This window comes from Candidatus Bathyarchaeia archaeon, assembly GCA_038882715.1.
GTDB lineage: Archaea > Thermoproteota > Bathyarchaeia > Bathyarchaeales > DTEX01 > DTEX01.
Genome location: JAVZNR010000001.1, coordinates 57,365 through 73,364, shown reverse-complemented (window position 1 = coordinate 73,364; position 16,000 = coordinate 57,365). Strand labels below are relative to the sequence as shown.

The 16,000-nt window shown below is 45.7% G+C and carries 17 protein-coding genes; 6 read left to right on the top strand and 11 right to left on the bottom strand.

Annotated elements, in window-relative coordinates; translation table 11 throughout:
• The first annotated feature begins 10 nt into the window (after positions 1 to 10).
• Positions 11 to 1,225 carry an FtsX-like permease family protein gene (locus tag QXR61_00405; protein ID MEM3756415.1) on the top strand — a complete coding sequence of 405 codons (1,215 nt, stop codon included), beginning with the start codon at positions 11 to 13 and terminating at the stop codon, positions 1,223 to 1,225.
• A 20-nt stretch (positions 1,226 to 1,245) separates the two neighbouring features.
• On the opposite strand, the gene QXR61_00400 is transcribed toward QXR61_00405, so the two are convergent.
• The 3 genes from QXR61_00400 to QXR61_00390 form a co-directional block, all read right to left on the bottom strand.
• The gene (locus tag QXR61_00400; protein ID MEM3756414.1) at positions 1,246 to 2,358 is read right to left on the bottom strand and encodes a uroporphyrinogen decarboxylase family protein; all 1,113 of its coding nucleotides are present in this window, start codon (positions 2,356 to 2,358) and stop codon (positions 1,246 to 1,248) included.
• A 166-nt stretch (positions 2,359 to 2,524) separates the two neighbouring features.
• On the bottom strand, positions 2,525 to 2,686 hold the full coding sequence (locus QXR61_00395) for a zinc finger domain-containing protein (GenBank protein ID MEM3756413.1): 162 nt from the start codon (positions 2,684 to 2,686) through the stop codon (positions 2,525 to 2,527).
• An 81-nt stretch (positions 2,687 to 2,767) separates the two neighbouring features.
• A complete protein-coding gene (locus tag QXR61_00390) occupies positions 2,768 to 3,973 on the bottom strand; it encodes an NAD(P)/FAD-dependent oxidoreductase (GenBank protein ID MEM3756412.1) in 1,206 nt (401 codons plus the stop codon).
• 145 nt (positions 3,974 to 4,118) lie between these two features.
• On the opposite strand from QXR61_00390, the gene QXR61_00385 reads away from it, so the two are divergent.
• From QXR61_00385 to QXR61_00375, 3 genes are all read left to right on the top strand, one after another.
• The gene (locus tag QXR61_00385; GenBank protein MEM3756411.1) at positions 4,119 to 4,388 is read left to right on the top strand and encodes an elongation factor 1-beta; all 270 of its coding nucleotides are present in this window, start codon (positions 4,119 to 4,121) and stop codon (positions 4,386 to 4,388) included.
• Positions 4,389 to 4,491: 103 nt separating this feature from the next.
• On the top strand, positions 4,492 to 6,669 hold the full coding sequence (locus QXR61_00380) for a CDC48 family AAA ATPase (protein MEM3756410.1): 2,178 nt from the start codon (positions 4,492 to 4,494) through the stop codon (positions 6,667 to 6,669).
• Between the two features lie 45 nt (positions 6,670 to 6,714).
• A complete protein-coding gene (locus QXR61_00375; protein ID MEM3756409.1) occupies positions 6,715 to 6,954 on the top strand; it encodes a hypothetical protein in 240 nt (79 codons plus the stop codon).
• Between the two features lie 28 nt (positions 6,955 to 6,982).
• Here QXR61_00375 and QXR61_00370 read toward each other — a convergent pair whose 3' ends face one another.
• The 6 genes from QXR61_00370 to QXR61_00345 form a co-directional block, all read right to left on the bottom strand.
• Positions 6,983 to 7,699 carry a DUF120 domain-containing protein gene (locus tag QXR61_00370; GenBank protein ID MEM3756408.1) on the bottom strand — a complete coding sequence of 239 codons (717 nt, stop codon included), beginning with the start codon at positions 7,697 to 7,699 and terminating at the stop codon, positions 6,983 to 6,985.
• Positions 7,700 to 7,788: 89 nt separating this feature from the next.
• Positions 7,789 to 8,103 (bottom strand): Rpp14/Pop5 family protein, encoded by a 315-nt coding sequence (locus QXR61_00365; GenBank protein ID MEM3756407.1) that lies wholly within the window; start codon positions 8,101 to 8,103, stop codon positions 7,789 to 7,791.
• A gap of 20 nt (positions 8,104 to 8,123) precedes the next feature.
• Positions 8,124 to 8,882, bottom strand: a complete 759-nt coding sequence (locus QXR61_00360; protein MEM3756406.1) for an RNase P subunit p30 family protein — start codon at positions 8,880 to 8,882, stop codon at positions 8,124 to 8,126.
• Positions 8,855 to 9,292, bottom strand: coding sequence for an RNA-binding domain-containing protein (locus QXR61_00355; GenBank protein ID MEM3756405.1), 438 nt, complete (start codon positions 9,290 to 9,292; stop codon positions 8,855 to 8,857). The genes QXR61_00360 and QXR61_00355 overlap by 28 nt, the downstream gene beginning before the upstream one ends.
• 120 nt (positions 9,293 to 9,412) lie before the next feature.
• Complete coding sequence (locus QXR61_00350) at positions 9,413 to 12,100, bottom strand: family 78 glycoside hydrolase catalytic domain (protein MEM3756404.1); 2,688 nt, start codon at positions 12,098 to 12,100, stop codon at positions 9,413 to 9,415.
• A 108-nt stretch (positions 12,101 to 12,208) separates the two neighbouring features.
• Positions 12,209 to 12,400, bottom strand: coding sequence for a ribosomal protein L13e (locus QXR61_00345; protein ID MEM3756403.1), 192 nt, complete (start codon positions 12,398 to 12,400; stop codon positions 12,209 to 12,211).
• Positions 12,401 to 12,592: 192 nt separating this feature from the next.
• On the opposite strand from QXR61_00345, the gene QXR61_00340 reads away from it, so the two are divergent.
• On the top strand, positions 12,593 to 13,132 hold the full coding sequence (locus tag QXR61_00340; GenBank protein ID MEM3756402.1) for an arginine decarboxylase, pyruvoyl-dependent: 540 nt from the start codon (positions 12,593 to 12,595) through the stop codon (positions 13,130 to 13,132).
• Positions 13,133 to 13,219: 87 nt separating this feature from the next.
• On the opposite strand, the gene QXR61_00335 is transcribed toward QXR61_00340, so the two are convergent.
• Positions 13,220 to 13,705 carry a 50S ribosomal protein L15e gene (locus tag QXR61_00335; GenBank protein ID MEM3756401.1) on the bottom strand — a complete coding sequence of 162 codons (486 nt, stop codon included), beginning with the start codon at positions 13,703 to 13,705 and terminating at the stop codon, positions 13,220 to 13,222.
• A 173-nt stretch (positions 13,706 to 13,878) separates the two neighbouring features.
• Here QXR61_00335 and pheA point away from each other — a divergent pair, with 173 nt between their 5' ends.
• Complete coding sequence (pheA, locus tag QXR61_00330) at positions 13,879 to 14,745, top strand: prephenate dehydratase (GenBank protein ID MEM3756400.1); 867 nt, start codon at positions 13,879 to 13,881, stop codon at positions 14,743 to 14,745.
• Here the strand turns inward: pheA and QXR61_00325 are convergent.
• A complete protein-coding gene (locus tag QXR61_00325; protein ID MEM3756399.1) occupies positions 14,742 to 15,929 on the bottom strand; it encodes an MFS transporter in 1,188 nt (395 codons plus the stop codon). The genes pheA and QXR61_00325 overlap by 4 nt on opposite strands.
• Positions 15,930 to 16,000 lie beyond the last annotated feature (71 nt).

The following is a 16,000-nucleotide window of genomic DNA, read 5'->3' as shown; positions in this document are numbered from 1 at the left end:
GGTGATAGATATGGCGCTTTACCTAATGCTGCTGGATTTCATTAGGTTGGCGCTGAAGGCTCTGAGCGAGAGGAGGGCTAGAGCGATTCTCACGATAATCGGCATATCTATAGGGCCACTAGTTTTAGTTATGATGAGCTCAGTTGTTAGGAGCTACTCTGACTATATAGTTGAAAGGGTGACTTCCCTCGGGCAGAACGCTATAGCTATCTTTCCACGAGAAAATTATAGGCTAGGGGAAGAGGAGCTTAACTTCATCAAGTCTTTGGAGGGAGTAGCGAGGGCCGAGCCTTTCTATTCAACTCAAGGGCTGCTTAAAAGGGGGTCTGAAGAAGTTAGGGTCTCAATATTTGCCATAGACTATGACTTGCTATTCGAGGCTATCGGAAGCCTAGAGATACTTGAGGGCGATATACCCTCTGGAACGCTTAATGCTATAGTCGGTAAGAAGATAGCATTTAAGGATGGTGGAGAGCAATTCTTCATACTTAACGATGTCATAACTTTAACGGTTCCGAAGATTGAGGGCGACAGAATCATAGGTAAGAGAAACATAAATGTTAAAATTGGCGCGGTTCTAGAGGAATATGGCGGAGCCTTAATAGTTGATCCAGACTCAACAGTTTTCCTAAGCCCTGATGCTGGCAAAAAGCTTTTGGGGATGAAGAGCTGGTCTGGGATATTCGTTCTCACGCGCGATCCCTCGTACGTTAGGAGCACTGTTTCAACCCTGAGGGAGAAATATGAGGACAGCCTTCAAGTAATAGCGTTTAGCGCGATAGCTGAAGCGATCTCAAGCGTTACTGGCGCAATAAACTTCATAAACTTTTCAACCTCGCTCTCAGCTTTCGCCGTAGCTGTGGCTGGGATCGCCGCCACGATGATAACGTCCGTTATGGAGAGGACTCGTGAAATAGGTGTGATGAAAGCCATAGGCTACACAAACAATCAAATTCTGCTTCTAATCCTTTTAGAATCCATAGTCATGAGCGTTATCGGCGGCTCAATTGGTATATCGCTTGGCGTTATTGGCGCTCACTTCTTATCTTCTAGGGGCCTAACTATAAGAGGCATAGGGTTGACACTCGCACTAAGCCCAAAGATAACATCCGAGCTACTGACACAGACAATGTTGCTCACAATGTCGATAGGTTTAATAGGTGGAATTCTGCCGGCCTACAGGGCTTCGAAAATACCGCCTATAGTAGCCTTAAGATATGAATAGATTACACGCTTAACTGGATCTCAGCTAATCAGTCGCCTACTATTCTGCCCATATTTCAGCGCTGTTCTATACATCGCTAAAATATTTTCGATCGGGGTGTCCGGCTGTATAGAGTGGGTTGGACCTAAGATGAGACCTGTTGGCCCAAGATCATATATGCGCTTCTTGACCTCTTGGGCGACATCCTCTGGCCTACCGAATGGCAGCGTGCTCTGCACACCGATAGTTCCCTCAAAACATATTTTATCTCCATACATTTTCTTAAGCCTATATGGATCCATACATTCCGGTTGGATCGGGTTTAATATGTCCACGCCTATCTCTATTAGGTCTGGTATTATAGGCTCTATCCACCCATCGCTGTGAAAGAAGAAGAACGCGCCCTTTCTATGGCATAGGCTCGCGAGCTCGGCATATCTTGGCTTAAGGAAGCGCCTCCACATTGATGGAGACATCATTAATCCTCTCTGCGTTCCCACATCGTCTCCATCAACTATTACGTCGGCTCCAACCTCGCATAGGATCGAGGCTTCGTTCATCCTAAGCCTATGAAGTTTATCTAGGATGTTGTCCACTTTACGCGGGTCAGTAAACATGATTTTAATCATCTCTTGGAAGCCAGTTAACTGCCACGCTATCTCCCAAAGATGGGTTACCCCACCGTATAGGCAGTAATCTTCAAATATTTTACGGGCTTTTTTAGCGTAATCTATGGTTTTCTCATCGATTTCAGGCCAATTATACTCGTCGATATCCATGCTTCTCAAAGGGTGATCTATATAGGTGTAAGTGTATGTGTGATTGGGCGCCCATATGCTACATACTCCCCATATGTCTTTTCTAACCTCAAATCCATCCTTAAAGCACAAGGTGTAGGCGGGCCCATAGGGTCCCTCCTTCACTTCGACACCTTCTGGAAGGTACCCGCCCTTTAAACCTAAACTCACATTGGCCGTATCCACTCCTAGAGCCTTATTAACCCTAAGTCTCTCATCCAAGCTGTCTTTTCCAACAATTTTTAGAGCCTTTTTAAGCTCCCTGTAGGGTTCTGGACGAACATTTAGGTTGAGGGGTACCCTATCGGGATCTTCAAGTAAAATGCTTCTGATGCAGCGTTCCCTCGGGCTGAGCAAGTTTTCATCTCCTTACCTTTAAATCCATCTGCATTCTAAGCTTTGCTTGATTCATTAAAAAAGCGTTACGTGAGCGTATAAAAGGCTTGAAAAGACACCTATTAATGTAATTATATAGTAGCTCAGCGCTTCGAGGAAAAATTAACCAGTTTCCATGAAAGAACTTTTATGGTCCTATAAAACCACAGTTCGGGCACTTGTATTGCCTTCTAAACTTTCGGCATTTAGAGCATCTCCATATGGTTACCTCGCCGCAGTTTGGGCATTGGAACGATGTTGCGTTGTTTCCCGGCGGAATTATTTTATTGCATGATGTGCAGGTTGGCATTACGAGCCTTTTACTCAATCCTTGCACCTCAATTGGATGCGCAGATATTTTGTGTAATGCTTCACTCATATATTTAATTTTCTACTCTCCCAACATTATTAGACGCGTTATCATGGCTTTAACTGCCACTGGAAAAAAGCTGAGAAGTCTCCTCCTAGCGGTCTTCATGATCAGAGTTCCATGAAAATCCATTTCTCCCTCAGTGAGATCCCTATAAATTTCTTTCTCAATTATTATTGAAAAGACTTTGTCTAAGTTCCTATCAGAAAGCCTATCTAGCATTCTTCTAACGAATAATGCGGTTCTAAGCTCCTTCCCAATCTTCTCCCTCCATTTAACCTCATAGGTTTTTAGGAAACTTTCACTGGTATTGCTTTCTATAATAGCCTTAGAGGCGACCTCTCCAGCTATCGAGGCGCAGATTCCGCCGAAAATTACGCCGCCCCCACTTATGGGTTTAACCTGCCCAGCGGAGTCGCCAACGACGAGTAAGCCGTCTCCGTAAGTTCTCTTAATGGCCCCTTGCGTAATGACTGGGCCCGAATAAAATTTGAGGATTCTCATCTTATTCTCGAAATCTTCCCCAAAACGCTTTTTTATAAACTTGTATAGTCGCATCCTCACATCAGATCCTCTACACGCTAAGCCAACCCTTGCGGAATCTTCGCCCAGAGGTATAACCCAAGCGAATAGTCCCGGAGCTAACTTGTTACTGAAGTATACTTCAACATAGTCCGGGTCTAAGTCCACCCCTTCTAAATCTACTTGTAAACCGCTTAGAAGGCGGCTTTTATCGAGCGTTTTTAAGCCAATCATGCTGAGTATCCTTGATGCGGCTCCTTCAGCGTCAATAAGTATTTTTGCAGCCGCCTCACCATCAGTATCTAGAATCCATCGGCTCCCGCAGCGCCTCGATCTCTTAACCCGTGAGTTCAGCTTTATGGTGGCGCCGCTTCTAGAGGCCTGTTCTGCTAGAAATAGGTCAAAGATATGGCGATTGACAACGCAAGCTATATGCTCCTTCCTCTCGATTGAAAATGAAAGTTTTGATGGTGAAAAGAAGCGCGCGCCTCTAACCCTGTTAAGTACGAAGGAGCCATTCAATGGAACGTTAATTTCTCTCAAGCCTTTTATGCTTAAAAGACCAGCGCAATGGCATGGCAACCCAACTTCTCCATGCTCCTCAAAAACAACGACTTCAACGCCTCTTAAGGATGCCTCTCGAGCTGAGATTAGCCCCGAAGGGCCTGCTCCAATTACGGCTATGTCCGCCTCAATTCTCCCCATTAATTTCCCCTTCACTAAAGACTAGTTTTTGAAGAGCCTCATGTTTGATGCTGCATGTTGAACCTAGATGCATCGGCTTAATTAAGCGTAACTTTAAAATACTGCAAGCGCTTACTTATTGTGCATCCTCTGAGGAGGGTTAAAGTTGGCTAAAGTCGTGGTTTCGCTGAAAATATTTCCTTCAGACATAGATGTTAGCCTAGATGTTTTAAAGGAGAAAATAGAGAAGTCTATACCCAGCTACGCGTCAGTTTACAGGTTTGAGGAGGAGCCTATAGCCTTCGGTTTGGTCGCACTTATAGCTCACATAGTTCTGCCGGAAGACCGCGCTGGAGGCTTAGATGAGGTAGAGAGGTGCATACAGGGTCTAGAAGGCGTAGGCGACATTCAAACGATTTTAGTTAGGAGAATTTAGGCGAGAAGACTAGTTTCGAGATGCGCACATTTATATTTTAGAACTTCCCTCTCATATCTAGTGAAGATTATCGAAGAATTAAAGGAGGAGGAAAAGGCATAGCATGGGGAACGAGGTTCAGCTTAGAGTAGGTGACGCGAGGCAGAGAGACGTATACAGGGGTATCGCTAGAATTGACCAGAAAACCATGGAGAAAATAGGTGTTTCAGCGGGCGACGTGATTGAAATAGTGGGCAAGAGAAGAACCTCAGCGATAGCTTGGCCAGCCTACGCGGAAGATCAGGGCAAGGGGATCATAAGAATAGATGGAATAACGCGTAAAAACGCCGGGGTCTCAATAAATGAATACGTCACCATTCGGAAAGCTGAAGTCGTCGACGCTACAAGCATAACCCTTGCGCCAGTAGATATGCGCTTAAACGTCGATGAAGACTTCGTTAACTTTGTGAAGAATAGGCTTCTGGAAAGAACCTTCGTTGAGGGCGACACAACGCTCGTTATGATGCTTGGCCACCCAGTCCAGTTTATAATCACGAAGACTAGGCCGCATGGCATAGTTAGATTAACATACGACACAAGCCTTCAAATATTGCCGGAGCCGGTTCCAGAGGTTAAAGGTCTTCCAAGGGTTACATATGAAGATATCGGTGGGCTGAAGGAGCAGATACAGCGGATCAGAGAAATGGTTGAGCTGCCTCTAAGGCATCCGGAGATATTCCAGAGACTAGGTATAGATCCACCGAAGGGCGTACTGCTCCATGGGCCTCCTGGCTGCGGTAAAACCCTTCTAGCCAAGGCTGTTGCAAATGAGTCAGACGCATACTTCATATCGATAAATGGCCCTGAGATAATGAATAAGTTCTACGGCGAGTCCGAAGCTAGGCTCAGGGAGATATTTCAGCAGGCCCAGCAGAACGCTCCAAGCATAATCTTTATTGATGAGATAGATGCGATTGCGCCCAAGAGGGAGGAGGTCACCGGGGAAGTTGAGCGGAGGGTTGTCGCCCAGCTGCTAGCCTTAATGGATGGGTTATCTGAGAGAGGCAACGTTATAGTTATCGGCGCCACCAATAGACCTAACGCCATAGACCCGGCCTTAAGGAGGCCTGGAAGATTCGACCGCGAGATAGAGATAGGCATACCTGACAAGCAGGGTAGATACGAGATACTTGTGATTCACACTAGGGGTATGCCTCTCTCCGAAGATGTTGATTTAAAGAGGCTTGCGGAGATAACTCACGGCTTCACTGGGGCCGATTTGGCGGCACTTTGCAGGGAGGCTGCAATGAAGGCTCTCCGCAGATATCTTCCGGAAATAGACTTAGAGCAGGAGAGGGTTCCAGCTGAGGTTCTTGAGAAGATGGAGGTTAAAATGGAGGACTTCCTTAACGCCTTCAAGGAGATTACGCCGACGGCTTTAAGGGAGGTTGCCATAGAGGTTCCCACTGTTCACTGGGATGATATAGGGGATCTTGAGGATGTTAAGCAGGAACTTAAAGAGGCGGTTGAATGGCCTATTAAGAATCCGGAGATGTTTAAGAGGATGGGTATTAAGCCGCCTAAAGGCATACTGCTTTTCGGGCCTCCTGGCTGCGGTAAAACCCTTCTAGCCAAGGCTGTTGCAACCGAGAGTGAAGCTAACTTTATTTCTATTAAGGGGCCTGAAGTTTTATCTAAGTGGGTCGGCGAATCGGAAAGAGCTATTAGAGAAGTCTTTAGGAAGGCTAGAATGTCTGCTCCGGCGGTAATATTCTTCGACGAGATCGATTCACTGGTTCCAAGAAGGGGTTTAGGTTACGGGGACAGCGGGGTTACTGAGCGCGTTATCAGCCAGCTTTTAACGGAGATAGACGGCATATCAACGCTGGAGGACGTTGTTGTTCTAGCGGCAACTAATAGGCCGGACCTTATAGATCCAGCCATACTGAGGCCCGGTAGATTTGATCGCCTCGTATATGTTCCGTCGCCTAACGATGAGGGTAGACTAGCCATATTAAAGATACATACAAAAGATATGCCGTTATCTAAAGACGTCGATTTAAAGGTTCTGGCAAGCATGACTAAAGGGTACTCAGGCGCCGATATTGAGGCGCTGTGCCGTGAAGCAGCGCTAATAGCTTTAAGGCGCGATACTAATGCTAAGGAAGTTACTATGTCTGATTTCCAAGAAGCCATGAAGAGGGTTGGGCCGAGTATAACGCCGGACATGGAAAACTGGTATAAGAGCTGGAGCCAGCAGTTTAAGAAGATACAGAGGGCAGCTCCACCGTTAATAACATAAATATAAGTAATTAAGCCTAAGATTTATTGGAGTTTGATGAATGCTATGTCTGTGAAAGCATGGAAGGTTCAACCGCTCCCCGTGGCCATAATTGAGGCTCTTGAAAAGAAGGGTTCACTGTCGGATGTTGAGCTATTGGAGATGTTAAAGTCTTCCTCAGCATATAAGGATCTTAGTTTTAATGAGTTGAATAGGGTATTAATGAGGATGGAGATAGCTGGATTAATTTTCGTCTCGTCTTTAACTAAGGGGAGAAGGCTTATTCAGCTGGCTAATAAGAAATGAGGTTTCCCTCCAGATCACAAGTAGCCTACTAGTAGAGAAATATTTCTACGTTAACCTTATCTCCATCTTTAAGTTTTAACCGCTCCCTTAGGCAGGTTGGAGCGATGATCTCCAGCACATCCTTACCGTAATGGCTCCTGAAAGCAAGTACAACGGCGCCCTTCTCCCTTCCATCTATCATGGCGTGAAAACATTTCACGGGACCATACGTCCTATCCTTATTCTTAAACCCTTCAATTTTTATACCTGGGTGAGCGTCTAATTCAGCTCTTAGCTTAACGCTCTCTTCGTTGCTGATTATCTTTAGGTTTAGTGTTCCCGGGTATGGGTCGAAGCCAAGTTTCTCAACGAACTGTTTTCTGTAGTGTTCTTTAGACATGTAGTAGGCGCCTTCACCGAGACCGCTGAAAACTTTCCCCTCGACTTTTATGGAGAAAGGCTTCTCCCCAAAAATTGCGCGTAAACCTAAATAAATCCTTCGAAGATATTCTTCTCCATCCCTAGATATTCTAATGAAGCTCCCATTTTTAGTTGTCTTCCGCTGTATTAGCCCCTTCCTCTCCAAATCAATTAATCTTCTAGATGCGCTTTGCTGCGATAGCCCAGTTTCCTTAGCGAGGATAGTTGTCGAAATCTTTATTGTGCCGCGGCATGCTCCCAATTCAGCAAGCTTATATAGTAGGAGAAAATCCTTCGGATCCTCCCTATTGTCTGTAAATTTCTTTATGGATCTATTTTCATCCATAAAATCCGCCTTTAAGCCTTCGTCTAATCAACAAGATGTAATACCATAATAATTATTTTATTTTAATTCTTAGAGGAAGCCTCTTTTTCTCATTCATTCTTCCCACGAAGAATGTTAAGCATTTTTCTTCTCAAAGATTTAAGAGTCCCGGAGACGAGGAGCACATACATCGCGGCGTCTTCGCCGTCAACCTTCGTTACCGCGACTATTGAAGCCTGAACCATCGGTAATGCCTTATGCGAACAGCGAATTATGGCGTACTTCATCTCCTCATTATATTCGATGAAGGATATGTTCGCTTGGCTAGCACCATATTCACCAAATAGTCGGATAATGCTATACCATAATGCGTTGTGGAAGCTCCTTTCATTGGGCATCTTATTGCAGTCGATTTTAACGAGAATGTAGCGCCACCTCTCCCTCCTCAGCAGTCTTCACCCCTCTTCACGATGAAAACCCCTGGACAGACATAGTTTTGGCTAAGCTTCCTTCGGTTGCGTTCAACTATGTTTATAGGGTTATCCGATAAGGCTCGCTTGGCGCCGCGTATATCTAAGCCTATAATGTAGGAGAAGAAAGCGTAGTCTTCAGGTCTCCTGAGCATATTTGGGCTGCTGGCTCCGCTTGATAGGACTATGGGTACGTTGAAGTCGCTGGCTATCGATATTTCCCTTCTAAGAACGCTTATCATATTGATTCTAGTTTTCCCATCGAGGTAAATTAATGGCGCTATATTGATTTCTAGGGCAGCATTCTTCTCAGAGGCAAGCTTCGCCTCCGAGCCTCCAAAAAAGTGTTTTTTCGGCTCGCTTGACGAGAATAAAAGCAGGTCTACTCTACGGTCTTTAGCTGCTTGGAGAGCAACCTCCCTATTATTGCAGAAGACCGCGACAACTTCAAACTTCCATCGGGCATCGCTTAAAATCCTTAGGAGGTCTCTGGCGTTTTTCGGCGTTAAGTCAACCCTTGCAACCATATCTAAGTTCAGGTCATTGCATATTTTACGGGCGTCTTTAATACCTTCTTTATCAGCGTTAACTGGAAAAGTTAATCCTACAATATTGTATCCTAATGTAGCCGACTTCTCTAACAAGCTCCTCATCTTATCGGGTTGATGTATCGGTGGGCAGAGGTGTAGATCTGCAAACGCCCTCTTTAGGGTAATAGTCCTATTGCTTGACATGCCTTTCTAATCTCTTCGACGTTTGATGTCTTAAACTTTACATGGATTCTTATCGGGTCTGCCTTACAGAGCCTGAATCTTCTCCTATAAGCCTCTTGTTTATCCAGCCTCATATATAGGCTTCCCTTATCTAAATGTAGGTGTAGGTGCCTAAATAAATCCTCTTTATCCACGCTTGGAAGATTTAGAGATAAGTGGAGTAGAAACGACTCAGATATTTCAGGCTCCCTTATCTGCGTTTTAAACAAGATTATCGGGTTCCCATACTCGCCTTTAAGCCTACTTTTACCGAAAGATATTTTGTCAGCATGCTCTGGCGGAAAAATGTTCTTGGCTGCGATGAGAGCTTTCTCCTGATCTTCCGTCGCATGGACTATAAAGCTCACATCGATGTAGGATATCTTCCTCATTTGTGCCTTCAACACCTATTTCTTTTAACGTTCAGTTCTCCCCTTTAAGTTTTCTCAGATATTTCTAGGCGCTTAGGTAGACAAAAATGATGGTGGGCTATGGGGCCCCCGGGTTTCCACTCACCTTTTTTCTTCTTCCACTCGGAATACGTATTTTCCTGAGCCAACGTTGAAGACTATGTGGTCTCCCTCTCTTCTGGCAGATGTCACGCCCTGTACTTTCTGGACGAGTTCCCCATCTCTCCAAACAATTGTTTCTCCCTCCTTAACCACCGGGTTCCAGGCACCTATTACTGGAACGTAAACTTCCCCTACGCTATTCACCGGTATATTGACTTCTAGGGTTAATGAGTCTTTTTCCCTCCACCAGCTTGACGCTATTAACCCGCGGATTGTTTTAAGCGATGCGCTAACATGTGTTAGGTCGCCGACAATATGAGGCTTAATTATCACCTTCTCGAAACCGGGGCGCGATGGGTCAGCATTTATGCCCGCTAAAGCCTTATAGAACCATGCGTCTACGCTGCCAAACATTATATGGTTGTGGGAGTTCATTCCAGAACCCGTTAGATATTCCCATCTCTCCCAGATGGTTGTTGCCCCCTCTCTAATCATGTATCCCCAGCTCGGATACGTCGTTTGCGCCGCAACTCTGTACGCTACATCGGCGTAGCCGCATTTAGTCAACGCATCAAAAAGGTATCTTGTGCCAACTATTCCGGTATTAAGATGATAATCGCGGGCAACCATAACATCGTTTAGCAGTCTCTTTAAGACGCTTTCTCTTTTATCAGAGGGAACGATATCGAAGTAAAGCGGAATAGCATTAGCTGTTTGGCTGTAACCCGCAGCCTCCGAGACCGCGTAATAATCCCCCCTAAGATATTTCTTGTTAAACGCATCCTTTATCTTCTCAGCTAGCTCAGCATACTTCTTAGCATCATCATTTTTTCCAAGCACACATGCAATTCTAGATAGCAGCAATGCATCCTCATAATAGCATAGCGTGGAAACGATTTCGCCTGGGGTATTCAGCGACACTATTTGTCCCGGAGGGCACCAATCCCCATACTTACTGAACTTAAGTATGTAATCCTCAGCCTTACTAGTTAAAAAGTCAACCCACCTCTTCATCACATCATAGTTCTCTTCAAGAATCCTCTTATCGCCGTAGTAGAGGTATAGGTACCATGGGATTATTACGCATGCTGTTCCCCACGCTGGATCAGCTGGATAAAGGCTCCAGTATGGTGGAACAACATCTGGCACGCTTCCATCCTCAATCTGAGCCGCCTTTATGTCTCTAAGCCACTTGGCGTAGAAGTTCACCATGTTAAAGTTGTATATTGCCTCTTCAGCCGAGAGCTGCGCGTCGCCCATCCAACCCATGCGCTCATCTCTTTGGGGGCAGTCGGTCGGTATGCTCATTAGGTTGCTTACTTGGCCCCACAAAACGTTTCTGTGAATGCTGTTGATTAACTGGTTTGAGCATGAAAAACCTCCGGTAGGCTCAACATCCGTGTGAACTACTACCCCCTCAATATTGTTGATGCTTAATACGCCCGGAGAGCCGGTAACTTCCACATAGCGGAATCCATGATAAGTGAACCTCGGCTCATAGATTTCGACACCGTTTCCTCTTAAAATATATGTGTCCGCAGCCTTAGCCCCCACATTAGGCGCGGTATTTATTGTTCCATCCGGGTTAAGCAGTTCCGCGTACCTCAGTTTAACCTCGGCCCCTCTAGGCCCATAAACATATAATCTAACCCAACCAGTAAAGTTCTGGCCAAAATCAACCACATAGACGCCCGGTTTAGGATTACTTATGTTGGCTGGTTGAAGGGTCTTGACGGCTCTTATTGGCGGGAAGGCTGCCTGCGAAATCAGGGTTCCGCCTGGTGGCTCCACGAGTTTAACGTTCTCCCATGAAGAGTCATCGTAGCCGGGTAGATCCCAGCCATCCTTTTCCAGCCTAGCGTCATAGATTTCGCCATCATAAATATCGTCATCGATTATCGGGCCTTTATATGCTTTCCAGCTTTCATCAGTGACAATAAGCTCCTGCCTTCCATCATAAAACTCTATCATCATTTGCAGTATCGCTCTCGGCTCCCCGTAATGTTTATGAGCTGGCGCAGGGCTTGGAGGCTTCCTTCTATGAGGCTTAACATTGTATCGACCATTACCTAGCATTAAACCAACCACGTTTCTTCCTTCCTTAAGGTAGCAGGTAACGTCATAAACCGCGTAGAGAACTATCTTTTCATAGTCAGTCCATCCGGGATCGAGCTTGCGGTCACCGATCCTACATCCATTTATCTTTAACTCGTAGTAGCCTAAGCCGCTGACATAGGCTCTTGCCCGCTTAACTTTACCATCTAAAATAAATTCTTTCCTGAGCAGGTTTCCGCCACCTATCCATTTCGCCCTCCAGTCCTCCGGCTTAAGCAGCCCCATCTCGAACTTAGCGGTTCTGCTCCAAGAGCTAGCTTGCCCCTTATCGTCCCACCATCTAACCTTCCAATAGTAGATTTTGCCGCTTTCTAGGGGTTTTCCAGCATACTCGACATTTACTGATTGATTTGAATCAACTTTACCACTATCCCACATATCGCCGAAATCCTTCGCTAGGTTATCCTCTGAGGATGCTACCAGTATTTGGTAGGCTGACTGCATACGCCCGCGCTCAGGATGCGTTAACTTCCACGAGAACCTTGGCCTAGATACCTGTAGGCCCACCGGGTCAACACAATACTCGCAGAACAGTTCAACAGGCCCCTCTAAATAATATTCCATTTCACCCATAATAAACCACGCAAAACAACTTTTAAGCAAAAATCTATAAGAAGTTTTCGTCAAAATTAGGCATATATCAATGATCGCTCATAGAATATAAATCTACGGAAAAACGCGTTAACCTTTTCTGGATAGATATTCTTTTAGGGCTTTTATGTTTTCTTCGTGCTTAGTTCTCCTTCTCGGATCTACTGGAATCTTTAGCGCCAACGCCTCCTTGAGACTTAAGCCCACAGCTTTAAGCTCTTCTCTACTAAACCCTTTGCCAGCTCTCTTTTTCCCCCTCCTGTAAACTATTGCGTTAAGCATCTGCGGTTTTTCACCCCGAATTAAAAAGAATGCTCATAATGATTTAACATTTAAATGCTCATTTAAAAATTATTCGGTAGAAAGGATTATTTTCCAGTTTATTTAAATTTTAAGGGCTAATTATCTCCGCATTTTTTAACAAAAAACTTTTTAAAAAGTTCTCCTGCTCATATAATTTTTATGAATATAGAGATGATTCCAACAAAGATGTTCTTTACGAAAGGAGTGGGCGTGCATAAGGATAGGTTAGTCTCTTTTGAGCTCGCGTTAAGGGATGCTGGAATAGAGAAGTGTAACCTCGTCTGCATCTCAAGCATTTTTCCGCCGGGCTGCAAGATAATTCCGAGGGAGGAGGGGCTTAAGCTCTTACGTCCAGGTCAAATAACATATGTCGTTATGGCTAAAAATGAGACCAATGAACCTAACCGCTTGATCGCGGCGGCTGTTGGATTAGCTATACCGAAAGATAACGGGTATGGCTACTTATCTGAGCACCACTCGTTTGGAGAGACCGCTAAGAAGGCTGGCGAGTATGCTGAAGATCTTGCGGCGACGATGCTTGCCACAACCCTCGGAATAGAGTTTGACCCGGAGAAAGCGTGGGATGAGCGGAAAAAAGTGTATAAGGCCAGCGGAAAGATCTTTAAGACGACACATATATGCCAGTCGGCTGAAGGACATAAAGATGGGCTTTGGACAACCGTGATCGCCGCAGCGGTTTTCTTACCGTGAACTTTATTCCGATTTTTAAGAAAACTGTAGCGTTATCTTTCAGTTTTCCGTTAACGGGCGCTGGCTCGCTGGAAGGCTCTATTGTCTCTATTTGGCCAGTAGGCCGCGGACTTTTCTCCCGGCGCTCGTTAATCCTCTGAAGACTCTGCCTCTACCCTTACCGAGTTGCAGTTCGGGTAAAAGGTTTCTGTCCACCATTATGACTTCAAACCACTTGTAGCGTCCGTCCTCCCAGACCCAGTATGAGTTGAGGACTTCTAGATTTGGGAATTTTCTTGCGGCTCTCTCTTCAGCTATCAGCCTTAAACTTTTCGCTGACTTATATTTGAGGACGCCCATGCGTTTAGGTCTTCTTCCGGAGACCGGTCTTGTCTTTCTGAACCCGCTCCTCCTAACCCTAACCCTGACGACGACGTATCCAGGCTTATCCTTATAGCCAAGCCTTCTAGCCCTGTCGATGCGCGTCGGCTTATCGATTCTGATGATTGACGGCTGCTTACGCCACTCCACCGCTCTCTGGCGCATTACCTCCTCTACATATGATTCACCGGGCTTTCTCCAGGCTTCAGCCATGTACTTATATGCCAATCATAGCACCCCGAACTATTGGTTATGCTAATATCATGGGCCGAATTTAACCTTTTTGTTAATTATCCGCTTAAGAGAGATAATATTTATATTTTGAGTTCGAAAACTAATTTGATTTACCGTACGTCTTTGAGTTCGGCTTTAGAGTGAGAGGGGAAATGGCGCTGTTAAGCAATGGACGCTCAGAGAAGCCTGTTAAAGTTGCCTTTCAGGGTGAGATAGGCGCATATAGTGAGAGCGCAATCTATGAGTTCTTCGGGCAGGATGTTCAGCCAGTTCCATGTAAACGCTTCTCAGATGTGTTTAGATACGTGGATAGCGGGGAGACGGGGTTTGGCGTTGTCCCAGTAGAGAATTCTATTGAAGGCAGCGTAACGCAGGTTTACGACCTTTTTCTAGAATATGATGTTAAGGTTTGTGGAGAAGTGGTCTTAAAAATAGCCCACTGTTTAATAGCGAACCCAAACGTCGCGCTTAGCTCCATAAGGGTTGTTTACTCGCATCCGCAGGCGCTAGGCCAGTGCAGAAACTTTCTTGAGAGGTTGAACTGTGAGATAATATCTACGTATGATACTGCTGGAAGCGTTAAGATGATTAAGGAGAATAATATGATTAACGCCGCAGCTATAGCTAGCGAGAGGGCTGCAAAGATCTACGGCATGAATATTCTTGCGAGAGATATAGCCGACAACCCAAACAATTACACAAGGTTCTTCGTCCTCTCAAGGTCTGATGCTCCGCCGACTGGCAACGACAAAACATCCATAATTTTCTCAACGAGACATGTTCCGGGAGCGCTCTATAGGGCTTTAGGGGAGTTTGCCCTAAGGGGAATAAACCTGACGAAGATAGAGTCTAGGCCTACGAGACAGAGGCCTTGGGAATACAATTTCTATCTAGATTTTGAGGGGCATAGAACTGAGGCTAGGTGCGCCGAAGCCTTAGAGGGGCTGAAGGCTAATACATTATTCGTTAAGATTTTGGGGTCTTACCCTAAGGCCCCTGAGATAAATAACGCCATTTAAACCGGGCCTAAACGCTCCGCCCCAGAATCCCTCTTAGGGGGTCGCTTTAAAGCTAACGCTAGGGTTACCGCTAAGCTGGCTAGGAAACCTAAGATGTATGGCGCGTTCGGAGCATATTTGTCGGCGACGACCCCTCCGAGCAGTGAGCCTAAAAAGTATCCGGTGCCTATGAGGCTCTCAAATAGTCCGGCCGCATATCCCCTCGCATGCCTCCAGTTCTTAAGCATGATTGATATGGATTCCGCGTAAAGTATTCCGGCGCCGAAGCCCATTATTGAGAGGGCTGCTAAGAAAGCCGGCGTCGTTCTTCCTAGGGCTGTTAGAGCTAGCGCTAGGGACATTGCCGCAGAACCCATGAGAAATATGCGGCCTTCGCCGATTTTACTCTCTATCCTATATGCCTGCAGGAATGCTGCCAGCCTAAACAGACCATTAAAGAGCATTATCAGCCCGATCTCGCTTGCCGATACGTCTAAGTCTACGGCGTAGGCTGGGAAAAGGTTAAATATTATTCCGCCGACGAAAGCGAAAAGGAAAATCGCTATTACAGCGATTATAACGTGCGCGTTCAGCCGCTCCCGCTCAGTTTTTCCACGTCTTTCCCGGCTTATTGGCTTCTCTTTCCCCTCTCTTATCGCTGGAATCGAGGAGCAGGACAGCGCAAATAAAATGATTGAGAGGGAGATAAACGGTATTTTTGAGTCTGCGCCTAAAGCGTTCACCAGTAGGCCGCCGATCATCGGAGCTACAATCATGGCTGAACCCCACGAGAGATTGAACTTCTCAAGGGTTTCATCGATTCTTTTTCCGCCGACTTCCGCCAATAATGCTTCGGCGGACGGCCAGAATAGGGCTATTGAGCACCATTCTAGGGCCCTTATGGGGATGAGTATGTGTGGGTTTTCAGCCATGGCGTAAAATATGCATGATAGCCCGTATAGGAGTGTTGACAAGGTGATGAAAGTCTTCCTCTTAAACTTGTCTGATAGCATTCCGGATATGAGCGGCATGAAGGTGTATGTTAATCCGCCAGCGGCCCCTATGAAACCTAAGAGCAGCGGCGTTGCGCCCATATGCTTGGCGAATAGGGGCACAATTATCCCAGTTATCCCAACAACCATTTGGACTAGGAATGATGAGGCTAAAGTAAATGTTAACGCCAGACCGCTCTCTTCGCGCTTCATAGGGGGTCACGGATTACTTGAAAGAGCACCTTAACACAGATAAAAATATAGTGTTTCCGGTCTAACCATAT

Coding starts and splice junctions, on each gene's coding strand:
- QXR61_00405 (MEM3756415.1), top strand. CDS start 11: ATGGCGCTTTACCTAATGCTGCTGGATTTCATTAGGTTGGCGCTGAAG.
- QXR61_00395 (MEM3756413.1), bottom strand. CDS start 2,686: ATGCCAACCTGCACATCATGCAATAAAATAATTCCGCCGGGAAACAAC.
- QXR61_00390 (MEM3756412.1), bottom strand. CDS start 3,973: ATGGGGAGAATTGAGGCGGACATAGCCGTAATTGGAGCAGGCCCTTCG.
- QXR61_00380 (MEM3756410.1), top strand. CDS start 4,492: ATGGGGAACGAGGTTCAGCTTAGAGTAGGTGACGCGAGGCAGAGAGAC.
- QXR61_00375 (MEM3756409.1), top strand. CDS start 6,715: ATGTCTGTGAAAGCATGGAAGGTTCAACCGCTCCCCGTGGCCATAATT.
- QXR61_00370 (MEM3756408.1), bottom strand. CDS start 7,699: ATGGATGAAAATAGATCCATAAAGAAATTTACAGACAATAGGGAGGAT.
- QXR61_00360 (MEM3756406.1), bottom strand. CDS start 8,882: ATGTCAAGCAATAGGACTATTACCCTAAAGAGGGCGTTTGCAGATCTA.
- QXR61_00355 (MEM3756405.1), bottom strand. CDS start 9,292: ATGAGGAAGATATCCTACATCGATGTGAGCTTTATAGTCCATGCGACG.
- QXR61_00350 (MEM3756404.1), bottom strand. CDS start 12,100: ATGGGTGAAATGGAATATTATTTAGAGGGGCCTGTTGAACTGTTCTGC.
- QXR61_00345 (MEM3756403.1), bottom strand. CDS start 12,400: ATGCTTAACGCAATAGTTTACAGGAGGGGGAAAAAGAGAGCTGGCAAA.
- QXR61_00340 (MEM3756402.1), top strand. CDS start 12,593: ATGATTCCAACAAAGATGTTCTTTACGAAAGGAGTGGGCGTGCATAAG.
- QXR61_00335 (MEM3756401.1), bottom strand. CDS start 13,705: ATGGCTGAAGCCTGGAGAAAGCCCGGTGAATCATATGTAGAGGAGGTA.
- pheA (MEM3756400.1), top strand. CDS start 13,879: ATGGCGCTGTTAAGCAATGGACGCTCAGAGAAGCCTGTTAAAGTTGCC.
- QXR61_00325 (MEM3756399.1), bottom strand. CDS start 15,929: ATGAAGCGCGAAGAGAGCGGTCTGGCGTTAACATTTACTTTAGCCTCA.